Source organism: Lysobacter sp. CA199, assembly GCF_052078715.1.
Classification (GTDB): Bacteria; Pseudomonadota; Gammaproteobacteria; order Xanthomonadales; family Xanthomonadaceae; genus Lysobacter.
On record NZ_JBQJIL010000002.1, the window covers coordinates 469,845 to 488,703 of the forward strand.

General features: G+C 67.5%; 11 protein-coding genes. 5 read left to right on the top strand and 6 right to left on the bottom strand.

The genetic code is table 11. The annotated features are described in order from the left end of the window. Positions 1-24: 24 nt before the first annotated feature. From ACTOWJ_RS04720 to smc, 6 genes are all read right to left on the bottom strand, one after another. The gene (locus ACTOWJ_RS04720; RefSeq protein WP_441333438.1) at positions 25-774 is read right to left on the bottom strand and encodes a DUF3011 domain-containing protein; all 750 of its coding nucleotides are present in this window, start codon (positions 772-774) and stop codon (positions 25-27) included. A 215-nt stretch (positions 775-989) separates the two neighbouring features. Next, positions 990-1,727: a DUF3011 domain-containing protein gene (locus ACTOWJ_RS04725; protein WP_441333439.1), complete on the bottom strand. Its 738-nt coding sequence runs from the start codon at positions 1,725-1,727 to the stop codon at positions 990-992. Positions 1,728-1,830: 103 nt separating this feature from the next. Next, positions 1,831-2,829 (bottom strand): EF-P lysine aminoacylase EpmA, encoded by a 999-nt coding sequence (epmA, locus tag ACTOWJ_RS04730; RefSeq protein WP_441333440.1) that lies wholly within the window; start codon positions 2,827-2,829, stop codon positions 1,831-1,833. Further along, positions 2,826-5,183, bottom strand: coding sequence for an NAD-dependent DNA ligase LigA (gene ligA, locus ACTOWJ_RS04735; RefSeq protein WP_441333441.1), 2,358 nt, complete (start codon positions 5,181-5,183; stop codon positions 2,826-2,828). Before ligA ends, epmA begins: the two co-directional genes overlap by 4 nt. A 271-nt stretch (positions 5,184-5,454) precedes the next feature. After that, complete coding sequence (gene zipA, locus ACTOWJ_RS04740) at positions 5,455-6,225, bottom strand: cell division protein ZipA (protein ID WP_441333442.1); 771 nt, start codon at positions 6,223-6,225, stop codon at positions 5,455-5,457. Positions 6,226-6,480: 255 nt separating this feature from the next. Further along, positions 6,481-9,984: a chromosome segregation protein SMC gene (gene smc / locus ACTOWJ_RS04745; RefSeq protein WP_441333443.1), complete on the bottom strand. Its 3,504-nt coding sequence runs from the start codon at positions 9,982-9,984 to the stop codon at positions 6,481-6,483. A 349-nt stretch (positions 9,985-10,333) separates the two neighbouring features. Here smc and ACTOWJ_RS04750 point away from each other — a divergent pair, with 349 nt between their 5' ends. The 5 genes from ACTOWJ_RS04750 to pgmB all read left to right on the top strand — a co-directional run bounded on the left by ACTOWJ_RS04750 (position 10,334) and on the right by pgmB (position 18,784). Beyond that, positions 10,334-10,726, top strand: a complete 393-nt coding sequence (locus ACTOWJ_RS04750; protein ID WP_441333444.1) for a BlaI/MecI/CopY family transcriptional regulator — start codon at positions 10,334-10,336, stop codon at positions 10,724-10,726. Then, entirely contained in the window at positions 10,726-12,270 is a 1,545-nt protein-coding gene (locus ACTOWJ_RS04755; protein WP_441333445.1) for a M56 family metallopeptidase, read from the top strand. The genes ACTOWJ_RS04750 and ACTOWJ_RS04755 overlap by 1 nt, the downstream gene beginning before the upstream one ends. 124 nt (positions 12,271-12,394) lie before the next feature. Next, positions 12,395-13,960 (top strand): serine hydrolase domain-containing protein, encoded by a 1,566-nt coding sequence (locus ACTOWJ_RS04760; protein ID WP_441333446.1) that lies wholly within the window; start codon positions 12,395-12,397, stop codon positions 13,958-13,960. A 155-nt stretch (positions 13,961-14,115) separates the two neighbouring features. Continuing rightward, a complete protein-coding gene (locus ACTOWJ_RS04765; RefSeq protein ID WP_441333447.1) occupies positions 14,116-15,129 on the top strand; it encodes a LacI family DNA-binding transcriptional regulator in 1,014 nt (337 codons plus the stop codon). A 586-nt stretch (positions 15,130-15,715) separates the two neighbouring features. Then, complete coding sequence (gene pgmB, locus ACTOWJ_RS04770) at positions 15,716-18,784, top strand: beta-phosphoglucomutase (protein WP_441333448.1); 3,069 nt, start codon at positions 15,716-15,718, stop codon at positions 18,782-18,784. Positions 18,785-18,859 lie beyond the last annotated feature (75 nt).

The following is an 18,859-nucleotide window of genomic DNA, read 5'->3' on the forward strand; positions in this document are numbered from 1 at the left end:
GAGCGCTGCGCAACCGCATCGAACTCAGTTGACCTGGAACTGGCCTCGGCAGCCGTTGCTGACCCACACACCGTTGCGGTCCCAACCCCAGCTCTGGCCTTCGACGCAGGCCGAACTGGAGTTCTGCCTGATCAGACGCACATCGCGGCGCACGGAGACGTTGCAACGATTCTGGCGATTCTTGCTGGAGTCGCAGTTGATCACCTGACCACCGCCGCTCCAGCCGCCACCGCCGCCATTCCAACCGCCGCCGCCACCGCCGGCGACGAACTCGGCGCGGCAACCTTTGTTGACCCACACCTCGCCCGGACGCGTGCCCCAGCTCTGGCCTTCGATGCACGAAGAGCTCGACAGCTGGCGCTGCAGTTGCGCGCGATTGCCGCTGATCGGACAAGTGCGATAGCGGCCGCCATCGGATTCGCAACGCACTACCGCGCCGTTTCCGCCGCTGTTCCAGCCACCACCACCGCCGTTCCAACCACCACCGCGGCCGAGTTCGAACTCGGCGCGACAGCCTTCGGACACCCAGACGCCGCGACCGTCGTAACCCCAGCTGCGGCCCTGGACGCACGAGGATTTGGACAACTGCCGGCGCAGATTCACGCCGCCTCGGGTGTCGGCATCGCAGTAGCGCCGACGGCCGCCATCGGATTCGCAACGAATCGAGTTGCTGCCGCTGCCGTAATCGTCGTACTGCGGCGCGGCCTGGACCGCACCGGCGGAAAGGCCGAGGCCGACTGCCAAGCCCAGGCCGGAAACAATGCGTGCGGACATTTCGTGCTCCTTGTCGTGGTCGATTTTGCGAGGACTCTAGCGAAGCCTGCTTAACGCCAGCTCAAGATTCCGGTACTTCGACGCATCGGGTCGAAACAACGCAAAAATGTTCATGCGAGACTAATTTTGCCGCCTAAATCCCTGAAAATCTCCGCCGTTTGTCGCATGACCTTCGGCCTATGCGCACAGGCAGATGCGCGAACACCCGGCCCGGATCAACCGCCGCCGCGCTTGAAATCGAGTTCGAATTCCGCGCGGCAACCGTTCTCGACCCACACGCCGTGCGCGTCGTAACCCCAACTGCGGCCTTCGATGCATTCGGACCTGGACAACTGCTTGACCATGCGCACGCCCGCGCCGGTTTCGCTGTCGCAGCGGCGCGCACGGCGGTCCAGCGATTCGCAACGCAGCACGGTGCTGGGCGCGGCGACCGGTTCGGGCTGGGCTTCCACTCCGAGCAGGCGGAACTCGCCGCGACAGCCGCCGGACACCCACACGCCGCTGGCATCGGCGCCCCAGCTTTGATTGCGCAGGCAAGGTTGTTTGGACAGTTGCTGAGCCAATGCCACGCCGGCGTCGGTCTTGGCCGGACAATGACTCCAGCGCCCGCCGCGAGACTCACACTTGATCACCCGCGTGCCGCGGGTGCTGTCGGCGCCGCTGCCGCCCTTGCCGAACACGAAGTCGGCCGAGCAGCCCTGCGAAACCCACACGCCGCCGCGATCGGCGCCCCAACTGGTGCCTTCCACGCAGGGCTTGCCGGAGGTGCGGCGGATCAGGCGCACGCCGCCACGAGTATCGGCCGGACAGTGCACGGTTTGTTCGTCGTCGGACGCGCAGCGCAGCACGTCGCCGCCATACAGCCGCTCGCCCGCCGGTCCCGCGCGCACCGTGCCCGCGCACGCCATGGCGGCGAACGCGAACAGATGGATCGCGGCTTTCACATTGCGCATGCATGGCCCCCGCACCCGATGCGGCCACTCTAACCGCGAACGGCGAACTTGCAATCAAAAAACCGTTAGCCGACTCGCGCGCAGGGCGCGATGTTCATCGCGGTCAAGCACGCGTGAAATCGAAGGCCAATACCGCGCCGATACGGTCGGTATCGAGCATCGCCATCAGCAGCCGGTCCATGCCCATGGCCACGCCGGCGCAGCTCGGAAAACCGGCTGCCAGCGCGCTCAGCAAGGCCTCGTCGCGCGGCGGCGCGGCCGCGCCGCGCCGTTCGCGCACAGCCCGGTCGCGATCGAAACGCGCGCCCTGCTCGTCCGCGTCGGCCAACTCGTGGTAACCGTTGGCCAACTCCAACGGCCCCAAGTACAACTCGAAGCGCTCGGCGACCGGCCAACCGTCGCCATCGTCGCGCAGCCGCGCCAGGGCACATTGCGAGGCGGGGTAATCGCGCACCGCCAACAGTTCGTCGCGCGCGAAGCCCGGCTGCAGGCGATGGGTCATCAGCAGGTCGAGCCAGTCGTCGCGATTCAGCCCGGCCGGGTCGATCACCACCTCGCCCAAGGCCGCTTGCAGAGCTTCATCGCTGGCGCTGAACGGATCCAGGCCCAGCCGCTCGCGATACAGATCGCGATAGGCGACTTCGCGCAGGCGTGCATCGCGGCCGACCAGGGCCAGCGCGACACGCACCAAGTCCGCGGTCTCGCCGATCAGGCGGCGTTGGTCCCAACCGACCCGGTACCACTCGAGCATGGTGAATTCGGGATTGTGGCGGCCACCGGCTTCGCCGTCGCGAAACACCCGGCCCAGTTCGTAACAGTCGCCGAAACCGGCGGCGAGCAAACGCTTGAGCGCGAACTCGGGCGAGGTGCGCAACCAGCGCGTGCGCGGCGCGCCGTCGGTGCGGCCGCTGAACTGCAGCGAGAACGAGGCGATGTTGGGATCGGTGTTGCCGGCGACCGACAACACCGGGGTTTCCACCTCGGTCACCGCGCGCTCGGCGAAATAAGCGCGCACCGCCGCGTTGAGCCGTGCGCGCAGATGCAACGCGGTCAATTCCGCCGAAGGCCGCCAGCGTGGAGCGTGCGAACCGTTCGCGCTCATTCGTGCTCGGCCAGATAGGTCAGCAACTGCGCCTCGTCCCAGACCTCCACGCCCAGTTCCTGGGCCTTGTCGAGTTTGGAACCGGCCTCGGTGCCGGCGACCACGAAGCTGGTCTTCTTCGACACGCTGCCGGCGACCTTGGCGCCCAAGGCCTCCAGCCGCGCCTTGGCCTCGTCGCGGGTCAAGGCGGTGAGCGTGCCGGTCAGCACGGCGGTCTTGCCGTCGAGCGGTCCGGCCGAAGACGCAGACGAAGCCGGCGTCAACGCATCGAGCCGCTTAAGCGCGTCGCCCACCCGCCCCAGCAACTGCGCGTTCTCCTCCACGCTCAACCACGACGCCAGAGCCTGCGCGCTGTCGGCCGGCAGTCCCGCGGTGATGTAGGCATGTTCCGGCGCGTCGCGCAGCGTTTCCGCGTCGGCGAACGCGGTGGCGAGTTGATCGGCGCGGATCTTGGTGACCTTGGGAATCTCCATGTCGACCAGCAAAGTCGCCAGGTTCAGGCCTTCGCGCAGTTTCGCCGACGGCGCGTGACTGTCGGCGATATGCACGCCGCGTTCGAGCAAAGCATCGATCACCTGCTGGTTGCCGGGCTGATCGAAGAAATGGCCGATCGCGCGCGCCGATTCGCCGCCGATGTCGGTCACCCGCTTGAACAAGGGCCACGGCAGGCCGCGAACCAGTTGCAGATCGCCGAACCAGGTCGCCAGGCCCTTGGAGGTGTTCTCGCCGACGTGCTGAATGCCGAGCGCGAACAAGAACCGCTCCAGGGTGGTCTTGCGGCTGTGGTCGATCGCTTCGAGCAGGTTGTCGGCCCATTTGGTCGCGACCTTGCCGGCCTTGACCGTCTCTGGAGTAGTGCCGTCGCGCTCGTCGGCGCGGCGCTTCATTTCCAGCAGATCTTCGAGCGTGAGTTTGTACAGGTCCGCGACCGACTGCAGATAGCCCAGGTCGGACAAGTCCTCGATGTAACGATCGCCCAGGCCTTCGATGTCCATCGCCCGGCGCGAGGCGAAATGACGGATCGCTTCCTTGCGCTGGGCCGGACAGCTCAGTTCGCCCGAGCAGCGCCATGCCGCTTCGCCTTCTTCGCGCACGATCTCCGAACCGCACACCGGGCACTGCGCCGGCATGCGCCATTCCGGCGCGTCGGGAGCCCGGTACTCGGGCACCACCCGGACGACTTCGGGAATCACGTCGCCGGCGCGGCGCACGATCACCGTATCGCCGATGCGCACGTCCAGGCGCGCGATCTGATCGGCGTTGTGCAAGGTCGCATTGGTCACCACCACGCCGGCGACCTGCACCGGCCTGAGCCGCGCGACCGGCGTGGCCGCACCGGTGCGGCCGATCTGGATGTCGATGCCTTCCAGCACGGTGGATTGTTCCTGCGCCGGGAACTTGTGCGCGATCGCCCAGCGCGGTGCGCGCGAGACGAAGCCCATTTCGCGCTGGCCGGCGTAGTCGTCGAGCTTGTAGACCACTCCGTCGATGTCGAACGGCAAGCCGTCGCGCTTGTCGCCCATCTGTCGGTAATACCCGAGCAGACCGTCGCTGCCGGCGACCACATCGCTTTCGCCGCTGACCGGAAAGCCCCAGTCGCGCAGTTGCTTGAGCGTGGCCGAATGGGTGGCCGGCAACTCGTAGCCCTCGACCACGCCGACCGCGTAGGCGTAGAACGCCAGCGGGCGCTGCGCGGTGATGCGCGGATCGAGTTGGCGCAGCGAACCGGCCGCGCCGTTGCGCGGATTGGCCAGCACCTTGCCGCCTTCCTTGAGCGCTTTTTCGTTGTAGGCCTTGAACGCGGCCAGCGGCATGTAGACCTCGCCGCGCACTTCCAGCGCCGGCGGCCAACCGCTGCCGCGAAGCTTCATCGGAATCGCCTTGACCGTGCGCAGGTTGAGAGTGACGTCCTCGCCGGTCGCGCCGTCGCCGCGGGTCGCGCCCTGGACGAACCGGCCGCCTTCGTAACGCAGGCTGATGGCCAGGCCGTCGAGCTTGGGCTCGACCGAAAACTGCGGACTCGCCACGTCCAGACGCTCGACGATCTTGCGCACGAAATCGACGACTTCCTCGTCGGTGAAGGCATTGCCCAGCGACAGCATCGGCACCGCGTGCACGACCTCGGCGAACGTACCCGCGGGCGTGCTGCCCACGCGCTGGGTCGGCGAATCGGCGCTGGCCAGTTCGGGATGCGCGGCTTCCAGAGCTTCCAGTTCGCGCAACAGCCGGTCGTAGTCGGCGTCGGCCAGGGTCGGATCGTCGAGGACGTAGTAGCGGTAGTTGGCGTCTTCGAGTTGGGCGCGCAATTCGGCGGCGCGCGGCGCGGCTTGGTCCGCAGTCTTCTTCGGGGTCACGGGTCGGCGTCCTGGCGCGGCGGTTGCGGCATTTTGAACGGGAATCGGACAATTGTGCATGGCCGGGGTCGCCCGGATTGCGACCTGGCGGCGAAGCGCCCCGTAGGAGCGGCGCAAGCCGCGACTGCCGCAACTCGACTACGACGAACCGCGCGAATGCCGTCATGGCCGGGCATCGGCCTTCCCGCTTACGCCGTGGTTGAGTTGGCGCGGTCGCGGCTTGCGCCGCTCCTACAGGGGGCGTCGAACCGACGCGGACAATCCCCGCGCTTTACCAACGCGTCGGCTTGCTCAACGGCGGCGCTTCGCGCTGACGGTCGTAGGCGCGCAACTCGTCGCGCAGATGGGCGATGCGCTGGCGGCCGAGCGCATTGCGCTGTTCGTCCAGCACCACCGCGTCGAGCAGTTCGGCCATGCGCTGGGCGGTCGGCAGCATGGTTTCCCACGCGTCCAAGGCCGGAACGGGTGCCGGCAAGGTCAGGAAGAACGCCACCGCCGGGGTTTCCAGCGACTGGATCGTCGCCATGTCGAAGCTGCCCGGCTTCATGATGTTGGCCACGCTGAACACCGGGCCGCGTTCGGGATGGCCTTCGACCAGGCGATGGAACACGCCCATGTGGCCGTAGACCAGACCGGCCTTCTCGGCCGCGACCACGATGTCGGGGCCGTGCAGTTTCTGCCCGGCGCGTGCGGCCAGGTACAGGGTGACGATCTTGTCGAACTCGTCGCTGATGCGGCGGCCCAGCTCGCTGTTGGCGGCCGCGGCGCTGCCTTCCAGGGTCTTGTCGAACAGTTCCAGCTCGGCCTGGGTGGTGGCTTCGCCGGGCGGACCGCCGGCCTGGCCGAGTTCGCTCTCGATCTGTTCGCCCAGGGTCGGTTCCTGACGCGAGACCGGCTTGCGCTCGCCGGCGCGCGCTTCGTCTTCGCGCGCCACGCGCTTGCCCTGCCCCGGCTTGCGCGGTCGGCCGAAGAACACGATGGCGCCGATCAGGACCAGGCCGGCAATCAGGATGCCGATCCTCATCAGGGTCACGTCGGACATTCGTTGCTCCTTTTGTCGCGGGGATTCGGGATTGGGGCTTCGGGATTGGCAAGAGCGGCGACGCCGATCCTTGATTCCCTGCCCGATACCGACTCCAAAATAAAGACGATTGAGAGATGGGTGTTCGTAAGAACGGCGGACGCACCGACGTTCGACGACTTACGTTGCACCAACTCAGAAAAAATTTGCTAAAGACTCGTTACGACATGGCGCTTGCCCATCCCGAATCCCGAATCACCCATCCTGGGCGCGGCCTCAGGCCGCGCCGGCCAGACGCGTCGCCTCGGCCAGATCGACCGAGACCAGGCGGCTCACGCCCGGTTCGCGCATGGTCACGCCGGACAACTGGTGCGCGGCCTCCATCGTCGCCTTGTTATGGCTCACGAACAGGAACTGTACCTGTTCGCTCATCTCGCTGACCATCGCGGTGAAGCGACCGACGTTGGCCTCGTCCAGCGGCGCGTCGACCTCGTCGAGCAGGCAGAACGGCGCGGGATTCAAGCGGAAGATCGCGAACACCAGCGCCACCGCGGTCATCGCCTTCTCGCCGCCGGACAGCAGCGAGATATTGGACACGCGCTTGCCGGGCGGACGCGCCATGATCGCCACGCCGGTATCGAGCAGGTCCTCGCCGGTGAGTTCCAGATAGGCATGGCCGCCGCCGAACAGGCGCGGATACAACTCCTGCACGCCGGAGTTGACCCGGTCGAAGGTGTCCTTGAAGCGGCCGCGGGTTTCGCGGTCGATCTTGCGGATCGCCTCTTCCAGAGTGTCCAGCGCGGTGTTGAGGTCGAGGAACTGCGCGTCCAGGTAATCCTTGCGCTGCTGCGACTCGGCGTGTTCGGCGATGGCCGCCAGATTGACCGGTTCCAGCCGGCGCAGCTTGTTGTCGAGTTCGGCGACCGTGCGCTCCCAGGTCTGCGGCTCGGCGTTCTCGTCGAGCGCGTTGACCACGTCCTGCAGCACCGCGCCGGCTTCGGCGATCGCTTCGGTCAGGGTTTCGGCCTTGAGCACCAGGGCCTGTTGCTCCAGGCGCCGCGAGCCGATGGCCTCGCGCTGCTGCAAGGCCTGCTCGTCGCGTTGTTGGCGGGTCTGTTCGAACTTGCGCAGGTCGTTGTCGATGCCGTCGAGCGCGGTGCGCGCGGCGGTGAGGTCTTGTTCGGCGATCACGCGCTGTTCCAGCGCGACCTGGCGCTGCTGTTCCAACTCGACCACCGGCTCGTCGCCGTCGCTGAGCTGGGCGCGCAGTTCGCTCAGACGCGAGTCGAGCTGACCGCGCTGGCCGCCCATGCGCTCCAGGGTCTGGCTGAGGCCGGCGACCTGCGCACGCTGGGTTTCCAAAGTCAGGGTCAGCGCATGCGCTGCGTCGCGCGACTCGCGCGCGGCGTTGCGCGCGGCGTCGCGCGCGTCCGACAGCGAACGGCGCTCGGATTCGAGCTGCAGGCGCGAGTCTTCCAATTCGCCCATGCGCTCGACCGCGGCTTCCTGGCGCATGCGCGCCTCGCGCGCCTGCTCGTGGCCGGAATCCAGGCCGATCAGCAATTGTTCGAGATCGGCGTCGATCTTCTCGATGCGGTTGCGCGCCGAATCCAGACGGCCCTGATGGCTCTGCAACTGGCCGGCCAATTCGGACACGCCGCGATGGGCCATGTACAAGGCGCGTTGCGCGTCTTCGCGATGTTGTTCGCCCGCGAGCGAGCGGTCGCGCAACTGGATCTGATTGTGTTCCAGCTCGCGCTCGCGGGTCTGCAGTTCTTCGATCTCCACCCGCAGGGTCTGGATCTCGCGTTCGCGCAGCAGCGCGCCCTGCTTGGCCGCGCCCGAACGCAACACCCGCACCCAGCCGGCGCCCAGACGCTCGCCGTTGCGGGTGATCACGGTTTCTTCCGCGCCCAGGCTCGGCTGCAGCGCGCGCGCGGCGGCCAGGTCCTCGGCGCCGTGCAGACGCGCGAGCAAGCGCCGGATCGCCGCCGGGCCCTGCACCTTGGAGGCCAGCGAAGTCGCGGCGTAGCTGGCGCCGTCGCGTTCGGGCGAGACCAGGGTCAGCCGGCCTTCGCCGAGTTCGCCGATCGCATCGACCAGGGCTTCCGGCGCTTCCACCAGCACGCCTTCGATCAACTGGCCCAACGCGCTTTCCACCGCGTTTTCCCAGCCCGGATCGACGGTCAGGGTTTCGCCCACGCGCTGCGCCGAATCCAGGCCGCGCGCCTTGAGCCAAGTCAGCGCCGCGCCCTGCTCCTGGCCCAACGCGGCGTGCTGCAGCGTTTCCAGCGAGGACAAACGGCCGCGCGAGGTCTGCGCCTGCTTGCGCACCTCGGCGAGTTGGTTCTGGGTGGCGCGTTGTTGCTCCTGCAGGTCCGAGACCGCGGCCTTACGCGTTTCCAGTTCTTCGGTAAGACTGTCCAGCGACTCTTTCTGCAAGTCGTGCTGGCTTTGCAATTGTTCGAACGCATCGGCCAGCGCAGCCACGTCCAGGCCGGTGCGCTCGCTGCTCAGCGATTCGCGGCGGCGGTCGGCGTCCAGGGTCTGGCGGTCCAGGCCTTCGATGCGGGTGCGTTCGACTTCGGCCGCGCGCGCGGCCTCGGATTGTTCGCGGCTGTGCGCGTCCCAGCGCTGCTGCCAGTCGCCGAGCTTGGCTTCGGCTTCGCGCAGCGCGTCCTGGCGCGCCTCGTCGTCCTCGCGCATGGCTTCGATGCGCGGCTCGGCGTCGGCCACCGCGGTCAGCAGCACGTCCAGGCGCGATTGATCGCTGCCGATGTGCTCGCCGATCTCGGCCAACTGCGCCATCGCCTCGTCGCGCGCCTTGAGCAGGCGGCTGGACATTTCGCGCTGGTGCTGGATCTGTTGCTCGATGCGCGCCAACGCGCCGCCGACTTCGTAGCTGGCGGCCTGGGCCTTGTTGAGTTTCTCCGCGGCTTCCTCGCGGCTGACACGGCCGGTTTCCAGCTCGCGCTCGGCCTCGCGCTGTTCGGCGATCAACTGCTGCAGCCGGGTTTCCTGCTGCGAGAGCTTCTCGCGCTGGACTTGCAGTTTCTGATCCAGGGCGCGGTATTCCAGCGCCTTCCATTCGACATCTTTGATCTTGCGCTCGGCCTGGATCGCCTGGTACTGCTCGGCCTGGCGGGCCTGGCGGCGCAGGTGTTCGAGCTGCTTGCCGATTTCCTCGCGCAGATCGTTCAAGCGATCGAGGTTTTCGCGGGTGTGGCGGATGCGGGTCTCGGTTTCGCGGCGCCGTTCCTTGTACTTGGAAATGCCGGCGGCCTCTTCCAGGTAGACGCGCAGATCCTCGGGCTTGGCCTCGATGATCTGGCTGATCATGCCCTGCTCGATGATCGAATAACTGCGCGGGCCCAGGCCGGTGCCGAGGAACAGATCGGTGATGTCGCGACGCCGGCACTTGCCGCCGTTGAGGTAGTACTGGCTGGTGCCGTCGCGGCTGACCAGGCGCTTGACCGAGATTTCGTTGAACGCGGCGAATTCGCCGGTGATGGTGTGATCGGAGTTGTCGAAGATCAACTCGACCATCGCCTGCGACACCGGCTTGCGCGCCGAGGAACCGGCGAAGATCACATCGGTGAGCGAGTCGCCGCGCAGGCGGCTGGCCGAGCTTTCGCCCATCACCCAGCGCACCGCGTCGATGATGTTCGACTTGCCGCAGCCGTTCGGACCGACCACGCCGGTCATATTGGTGGGCAGGTGCAGCGTGGTCGGATCGACGAAGGACTTGAAACCGGACAGCTTGATCGTGGACAGACGCATGCGGCGTTGGGGCCTCTGGGTGCGGCGGACGCGGCCGTGAGTAGGTTGTTAAGTGGGATGTTAAGTAAGGCGCCCAAGTGATTGAATCGCTTGGGCCGGACACGGTTCTTGGCCGCGCTTATCCGGGAGTATAGCGGGCTGGCGTCGAGCTCGCCGTCGAGGTGCCGGCGCCGGCGCGGGCGGCCGCCGATCCACGCCGGTCTGGGCATCGACCTGGGCATCGACGCGAGAACCTCGCCACCCCGACACTCAACGCGATGGCATCGAAAAGACCCATTACTAATTCCATAGTTGACAGGCCGGAACAGGCCGTGCTCCTATAAATCAACTAATGAACCCGTAGATCGCCATGGCCCGACCGCCCTCGCCCACGCTCACTCAGTCCGAGCAAGCGATCCTGGAGGTATTGTGGGACAAGGACGAGGCCTCCGTGCGCGAGGTAGCGGACGAACTGTCCAAGCAAAAACCGGCGGCGTATACGACGGTGCTGACGATGTTCAACGTCCTCGCCAAGAAGGGCTTGGTGACGTATCGCCAGGAAGGGCGCGCGTTCATCTATCGCGCCGCGATCAGCCGCGATCAGGCCCGCAGGCAGGCCTTGGACCACCTGCTGCTGCAATTTTTCGAAGGCTCCCCGGACTTGCTGGCGCAGCATCTGCTCGACGAACACGACATCGACCGCGCCGAACTTGAGACACTGCGCGATAAAGTCAATGCGGCCAAGGCAAGGGGGGGCGCTTGATGGAAAGCGCGATCGAAAACCTGATCGAAGCCGCACCGGCGTTGGCGGCCCAGCATCTGCTGCAAAGCGCCGCGCTGTTCGCACTGGCGCTGACGTTCATGCGCATGCGGGCGCTCAGCGCCGAATTGCGCTCGTGGTTGCTGCTGGCGGTGCTCGCGCTGGCGGTGCTGTGTCCGTTGGCGGCGTTCCTGCCGGGAACGTCTTCTTCGCCATCGTGGACTTACGCCGCACACATCGTGCCGCAACCAGAAGAAGGTCCGACCGCCGACGAGGCGGTGTTCGACGCCGGCCGCCGCCCGGACATGATGTACCTGGAGATACCGCGATCGTTCACCGGCGTACTGGCCTTGGCCTGGGCGTTGGGCGCGCTGTGGCAGCTGATGCGGCTGGTCGAAGGCGCGCGCCAGGCGCGCCGGCTGCGCCGCTGCGCGCGTCCGGCGCTGGCGCTGGAGACGGCGCTGGCAGGGGAACTGCCGCTGTACGCTCGGATCGCCACCACGGCCGTCGATGGTCCGATGGTGGTGGGCCTGCTGCGCCCCACGATCCTGATTCCGCACGCATTGGCGTACCGCCTGGAACCGGAAGCGCTGCGCGACATCCTGCGCCACGAGATCGCGCATATCCGCCGCGGCGATCTGTGGCTGACCACGGTAGTCCGCATCCTGTTGGCGGCGTTCTGGTGGAGTCCCTTCCTGCGGCTGATCCATGCGCGCCTGGATCTGGCCCGGGAAATGGCCTGCGACGCGCGCGCCGCCCGCGCTGGCGATACGCGCGTGGACTACGCCGGCTCCTTGCTGAGCAGCGCCGAGACACTGTTGGACCTGGGCGAACGACCCGCGTGGCTGGCGGTCGCCATGCTCGAACGGCGCAGCCATCTCGCCCAGCGCATCGACGGATTGATCGAGCAAAACCCGCTCGCGGAGCCTCGGCGCGAACGTACCGCGATCGTGCTGTGCGTATCGGCCATGCTCGCCTTCGCCGGTCTTTCGGTCGCGAGCACGCCGCGGCTGGGACTGGCCGGGCCGCAGGTCGCCGAGCCCGACGCGCGGGTGGTCGAACTGCTCGCAGCAGCCCGCGAGGGCGACGCCGCCACCGTGCGGAAACTGGCCGGACGCGGCGTCGACGTCAATGCGCGCGTCCTCGGCGACGGCACCGCACTGATCCAAGCGGTGCATTCGCGCGATCTGAGCACGGTGGAGGCCTTGTTGGCGCTGGGGGCCGACCCCAACCGCGCCTCGCTCGGAGAAGGCAACCCCTTGATCGCCGCCTCCGAACTCGGCGCGCAACCCATCGTCGAACGGCTCGTGCAAGCCGGCGCGGACGTCAACCGCGTGGTGACCTACGACGAAACGCCTTTGATCAACGCCGCGCGCGAGGGCCACCTGGCGACGGTCGAGTACCTGGTCGCGCACGGCGCCGACGTCAATTTGGGGGTGGTGGCCGATGGCTGGCTAGGACGCTGGCGGTCGCCGCTGAATCAGACCCGCAATCCGGGCGTTCGCGCCTATCTGATCAGTCAGGGAGCAGTCGCGGGCCACCCCTGACCATCGGCCCCCGTTTTTTATCCGTTCGTATCGTTGCAGCGCGGTTGCGGCCGCGTACGGCCTCGCTTTGCCCGCGTTTGCTCGCCGCAGCCGCTCCACACCTCCACCACAAGGGTAACCAAGAATGAAATCCACGATGTTCGCCTGCACTGTGGTTGCGTGCTTTCTGGGCGCTACCGCCCATGCGCGGCCGCCGGCCGATCGCGACGTCGCCGAACTGGCGGACGCGATACAGCGCGGACTGCGGCCCAGCATCGTCAAGATGGGCGAGCCCCTGCCCGCCTGGACCTTGCAAGAGCGCATGGCGCATCACAAGGTGCCCGGCGTGGCCATCGCCATCGTCAAGGACGGCAAGCTCGCCTATGCCGCCGGCTACGGCGTCCGCGAAACCGGAACCCGCGACGCGGTCGACGCGGACACGCTGTTCTCGGTCGGATCGGTCAGCAAGATGATCACCGCGACGACCACGCTGCAACTGGTATCGCAGGGCAAGATCGATCTCGACCGCGACGTCAACGCTTATCTGAAATCCTGGCGCATTCCCGACGCGCCCGGGATCGATCGCCCCACGGTGACGATGCGCATGCTGCTGTCGCACACCTCGGGCCTGACGGTGCATGGTTTCAAGGACTATCTGCCGGAAGAAGCCCTGCCCACGCTGGTGCAGACCTTGAACGGAACGCCGCCGGCGAAGAACAAGCCGATCCGGCTGCAGCGCGAACCCGGCACGCGCGCCGACTATTCCGGTGGCGGGATCATGGTCGAGCAACAACTGATCGAGGACGTCACCGGCCAGCCGCTGGACGCGGTCGCGCGCGCGCAAGTGTTCGAGCGCGCCGGCATGCGCCGCAGCACCTTCGAAAGCCCGTTGTCGGCCGCGCGCGGCAACATCGCCAAGGCGCACGACGCCGCCGGCGCGCTCACCGCGTTGCCGCGCGGTTGGCAGAGCTTCCCCGAACAGGCCGCCTCGGGTCTGTGGACCAGCGCGAACGATCTGGGCGCGTTCGTCGCCGCGTTGATCCGCAGCTACCGCGGCGAGGCCGGGGTCCTGCCACCGGGCATCACCCGGCAGATGATGTCCGAGGTCGCGCCGGGCACGCGCGGCCTGGGGCCGTATCTGGCCGGCTCGGGCAGCACGCGCAGATTCTTCCACAACGGCGACAACGACAGTTATCACGCTGCGATCGAGGGCTATCCGGAAACCGGCTACGGTTTCGCCATCCTTACCAACGGCGAGAACGGCTACCTGCTGCGCGGCGAGATCCGCAATGCGATCTCCGATGCGCTGGGCGACGGCATCAAACCGACCATCCGAACCGTCGCGCTGGATCTCAGCGCGCCGGTGTATGCCGATTACGCCGGCAGCTATCGCCTGGATCCCGTGGTGCCGGCCGACGTGCTCGGCGCGCTGCCGGATTGGTTCGGCTACGAGTCGATCAGCATCACCGTGGCCAACGGCGCGGTCACCCTCGCCTTGCCCGACGAGTCGCCCGCCAACCTGTCGCCACTGAGCCCGACCCGGTTTCTCGCCACGAGCGTCGGCGCGGAACTGGAATTCCATCGCAATGCGCACGGTGTCGTGCATGCGTTGAGCGTGGTGGACGGCGGATCGCGCATCTACTACCGGCGCAACGCGGCGCCGGCGACATCGACAGCGACAGCCGGTTCCGTCGGCGGGCGCGGCCCCTAAAACCCGTCCGGATCCCGACGCGGACGCGGCGCACAGCCGAACGATCCACGATGCGACGCGTTCGCGCACGCATCGGGTTTCTGCAGCCGTTACGCGCGACGTGGTACATAGGCACGGCCCGTCTTCGACCGTGATCCTGGATCGATCCGTCCCCTATGAGCCGACCGCGCGCCTCCAATCCGACCCGCAAGGCCGGCGAACACCTGACCATGGCCGACCTGGCCGAACTGGCCGGGGTCTCGGCGATCACCGTCTCGCGCGCGTTGCGCGACAGCCCGCTGGTCAATCCCGAAACCCGCGCCAAGATCAAGGAACTGGCCGAAAGCCAGGGCTATCAGTTCAACATCAGCGCGCGCAATCTGCGCCTGCGCCGCAGCATGACCGTCGCGGTGGTGGTGGAAATGAAACCCACCGTCGAACGCCAGATGTCCGGCCCCTACCCGCTCGACCTGCTCGGCGGCATCAGCCAGGAGCTCACTTCGGCCGGCTACAGCGTGCTGCTGACTTCGCTGCAAGGTGGCGGATTGCCCAGCGTGCAGGCTGCCGACGGAGTGATCCTGCTCGGCCAGGGCGCGCATGAGGACGCCATGCACCAGGTCAAGCGCTGGGGCCGGCCGATGGTGGTGTGGGGCGCGGTCAGCCGGCACGAATCGGAAGTGGTGGTCGGCAGCGACAACCACCGCGGCGGCAAACTCGCCGCCGAGCGCTTCCTCGCGCTCGGCCGGCGCCGGCCGGTGTTTCTGGGCGATCAGGCGCACGGCGAATTCGCCGAGCGCCTGGACGGGTTCGCGCAGGCGCTGGCCGAACACGGCATCGTGCCGCTGACTCCGACGGTCGCCAATTTCACCGTCAGCGCGGGCGCTCAGGCGGTGCACGCGTTGCTCGACCAGCACCCGCAGTTCGACGCCTTGTTCGCGGCCAGCGACTTGCTCGCGATCGGCGCGATCCGCGCCTTGATCGAACGCGGCCGGCGCGTGCCCGAAGACGTGTCGGTGATCGGCTACGACGACACCCCACTCGGCGCCACCTACCTGCCGCCGCTGACCTCGATCCATCAGAACTTCGTCGATGCGGGCGTATCGCTGGCGCGCAAGATCCTGGCGATGATCGAAGGCGAGCCGGCGCAGTCGGAGATCCTGCCGACCCATCTGGTCGCGCGAGTCACCTGATTTCCCCATGACCCCGAAGGCTGGACGGCCCCTGCAGGAGCGGCGCAAGCCGCGACCGCGGGCTCTCCGGCTCGCGTCGTCGATGCGGTATCCCGGTAGCGGCTTGCGCCGCTCCTACCGTCGGGATCGCGGTGGCGCGGGAGGCGTCGCGCGAGCTACCTGATTCCGCGCCGCGCAAGCCCAGGAAGGCTGGACGGCCCTGTAGGAGCGGCGCAAGCCGCGACCGCGGGTTTCCAGTTTGCGTCGTCGATGCGGTGTCCCGGTCGCGGCTTGCGCCGCTCCTACGGTCGGGATCGCGGCCGCGCTGCGGGTGTCGCAAACCATGCTGCGATGCAACGAACGTGGGCTGACCTGGCGAACGCTCGCGAAGCCGCCTTGTGCATCGCAACGGCTTCTTAACCGACTGATTCGGTGGCCTTAATTCTCAAACCCGCGCTCTCGGCTGGCACGCCCAGGTCACACCCGATCCGTAGCCTCCGCAACCGATTGATATCGATAACTTGACATCGATAACAATCAATCCCTAGGGTCCGCCTCCAAGCCGTCGCGACCGCGCCGGCGCAGCGCAGACCCAGGGCCCGTTCGCGTGACTCAGCCTCAACCCGCCGTACCCCTTCCCTCTCCCGCCGCAGACACCCAGGCCTGGGTCCTGCGCCAGGACCGCTACGACGCCAACCGCGGCCGTCGCGACGAAACCTTGTTCGCCCTGGCCAACGGCTCGCTCGGCGTGCGCGGCGGCTTCGAGGAGGCCGACGGCGGCAGCGACGGCAGTTTCCTCGCCGCGGTCTTCGAGAAACACCCGATCCACTACCACGAGCGCTTCCCGGGCTTCGCCCGCACCACCGACACCCGCCTGCCGGTCGCCGACGGCCAACGCATCGCGGTATGGCTCGGCGCGCAGCGCCTGGACCCGGCCGCGGCGCAGTGGCTCGCGTTCGAGCGCGAACTGAATCTGCGCAGCGGTCTGCTGAGCCGCCGCCTGCGGCTGAAGACCGCGCAGGGCCAGACCGTGGAAATCCGCGCCGAGCGCGTGCTGCCCTTCGACACCGGCGTGGCCGGGGTCGACCTGTTGGCGATCCGCTACACGGTGCAGTCGATCGATTACAGCGGCCCGCTGAGCCTGGTTTCGGCGATCGAATGCGGTCACGCGGCGGCCGAACAAGGCGACGACCCGCGCATCGGCGTGGCCTCGGCCGAAGGCCTGCAACTGTTGTCGCGCCAGGCCGACGAGCACGGCGCGCACGTGGTCCAGGCGACCCGCCGCAGCGGCGTGCGGGTGATCTGCAGTCAGGCGCACCGGCTCGACCAGGCGCTGTCGTTCGATCAGGCCGATCTGGGCGCCGAACGGGTCGCGCAGCGCTATGTCGCACAACTGCGGCCCGGCCAGGCGGCGACGATCGAGAAGTTCGTCGTTTACACCACCGATAAAATCACCGCCGACAACGTCAACACCGACGACGCCCCGCACGCGACCGATCTGCCCGCGCACGCCGCGCAGGCGCTGAGCCGCGCGGCCGCACAGGGCTTCGATGCGATCGCAGCGCGGCAGGCCGCGGCATTGGCGCGATTCTGGGACGGCGCGGAATTGTGGATCGACGGCGATCGCGCGGCCGAACAGGCGCTGCGCTTCAATCTCTTCCATCTGCTGCAGTCTGCCGGCCGCGACGGCATCAACGGCACCGCCGCCAAGGGCCTCACCGGCGAAGGCTACGAAGGCCATTATTTCTGGGACACCGAGGCCTTCATGCTGCCGGTGATGGCCTACACCGCGCCGGACGTCGCGCGAGCGATGCTGCATGCGCGCTTCCTGGCACTGGAACCGGCGCGCAAGCACGCGCGCGAGATGAACCATCCGCTCGGCGCATTGTTCCCGTGGCGCACCATCACCGGCGGCGAATGCTCGGCGCACTACCCGTCCGGTTCGGCGGCGTATCACATCAACGCCGCGGTGGCCTACGGCCTGGGCCTGTACCTCGACGCCACCGACGACATCGACTTCCTGATCGAATGCGGCGCCGAAATCCTGTTCGAGACCGCGCGAATCTGGCCGCAGGTCGGCCATTTCAACCCGCGCCGCGGCGGCGCGTTCTGCATCAACGAAGTCACCGGCCCGGACGAGTACACCGCGCTGGTCGACAATAACTTCTATACCAACCGCATGGCCCAGCAGCATCTGCTGCGCGCGGTGCGGGTCTGGGAACAGTTGCAGCGCGCGCGCCCGCAGCAATTGCAGGCATTGGCGCAACGCCTGCAACTGCAGGCGCACGAGATCGACACCTGGCGCCGCGCCGGCGAGCGCATGTTCCTGCATTACGACCAGGCGTTGGGCATCTACGCCCAGGACGACACCTTCCTCGACAAGCCGCGCTGGCCATTCCCCCAGCACGTCCCCAAGCACGAGGGCGAGCACCGTCCGCTGCTGCTCGACTACCACCCGGTCACGCTGTACCGCCACCAGATCTGCAAACAGGCCGACGTGGTGATGGCCCTGGTGTTGGCCGGCGACGGCATTCCCGCGCAGGTCAAGCGCCGCAGCTACGACTACTACGAAGCGGTGACCACCCACGATTCGACCTTGTCGGCGTCGGTGTTCGGCATTCTGGCCAGCGAAGTCGGCCTGGCCGACCAGGCCGAGCGCTTCTTCCACGACAACCTGCGGGTGGATCTGGACGATCTGCACGGCAATACCGATCACGGCGTGCACATGGCGGCGCTGGCGGGGACGTGGTTGGGACTGGTGGCGGGTTTCGCCGGCTTGCGCGTTTCTGACGGCGATCTGAAATTTGCGCCTACGCTGCCGCGGCAATGGAATGGTTTTGGCTTCGGCCTGCGCTGGCAGGGCCGGCGCCTGCGAGTGAATCTGCACCGCGACGGCGTGGAGTACCTGCTGCTCGACGGCGCGCCGTTGAGCATCGAACACGCCGGCGAGCGCATCGAGTTGCATCGCGACGCGCCACTGCGCCGCGCGCTGGCCGCGCCCGTCGTCGACGCCAAGCTGGCGTTCCCGCGCCAGGCCCAGGCCTTGATCTTCGATCTCGACGGCGTGCTCACCGACACCGCCCAGACCCATTACCGCGCCTGGAAGCGCATGGCCGACGAAGAAGGCTTTCCGTTCGATCAACACGTCAACGAACAGCTCAAGGGCGTGGACCGGATGAGTTCGCTGGAAATCATCCTGCGCCATGCCGGCAAGACCCTGAGCGACGAGCAGAAACAGGCGCTGGCCGAATGCAAGAACGGTTATTACGTGCAAGCCATCGCCGAGGTCACGCCGAAGGATCTGTTCCCGGGCGTGGAGCGCGTGCTCGAACAGGCGCGCGCGCGCGGGCTCAAGCTCGGCGTGGCCTCGGCCAGCCGCAACGCCGCCGCGCTGCTCGACCGCCTGGGCATCGCCGAGCGCTTCGACTACATCGCCGACGCTGCGCGCATCGCCCGCGCCAAGCCGGCACCGGACATTTTTCTCGATGTCGCCGCCGCGCTGGGCGTGGCGCCGTCGCAATGCATCGGCCTGGAAGACGCGGCCGCCGGCGTGGTGTCGATCAAGACCGCCGGCATGGCCGCGATCGGCATCGGCGACGCGGTCGCGCTGGCGCGCGCCGATGCCTGCGTGCCCGATATCGCGTCCTTCGATCTGAACGATTTCGTTTCGCCTTGACCGCGCGCGGCACGTACCGCCGCGGCAGGGCCGTCCTTGACCAACAATCCATGACAATGGGTGGGGAGAACAACA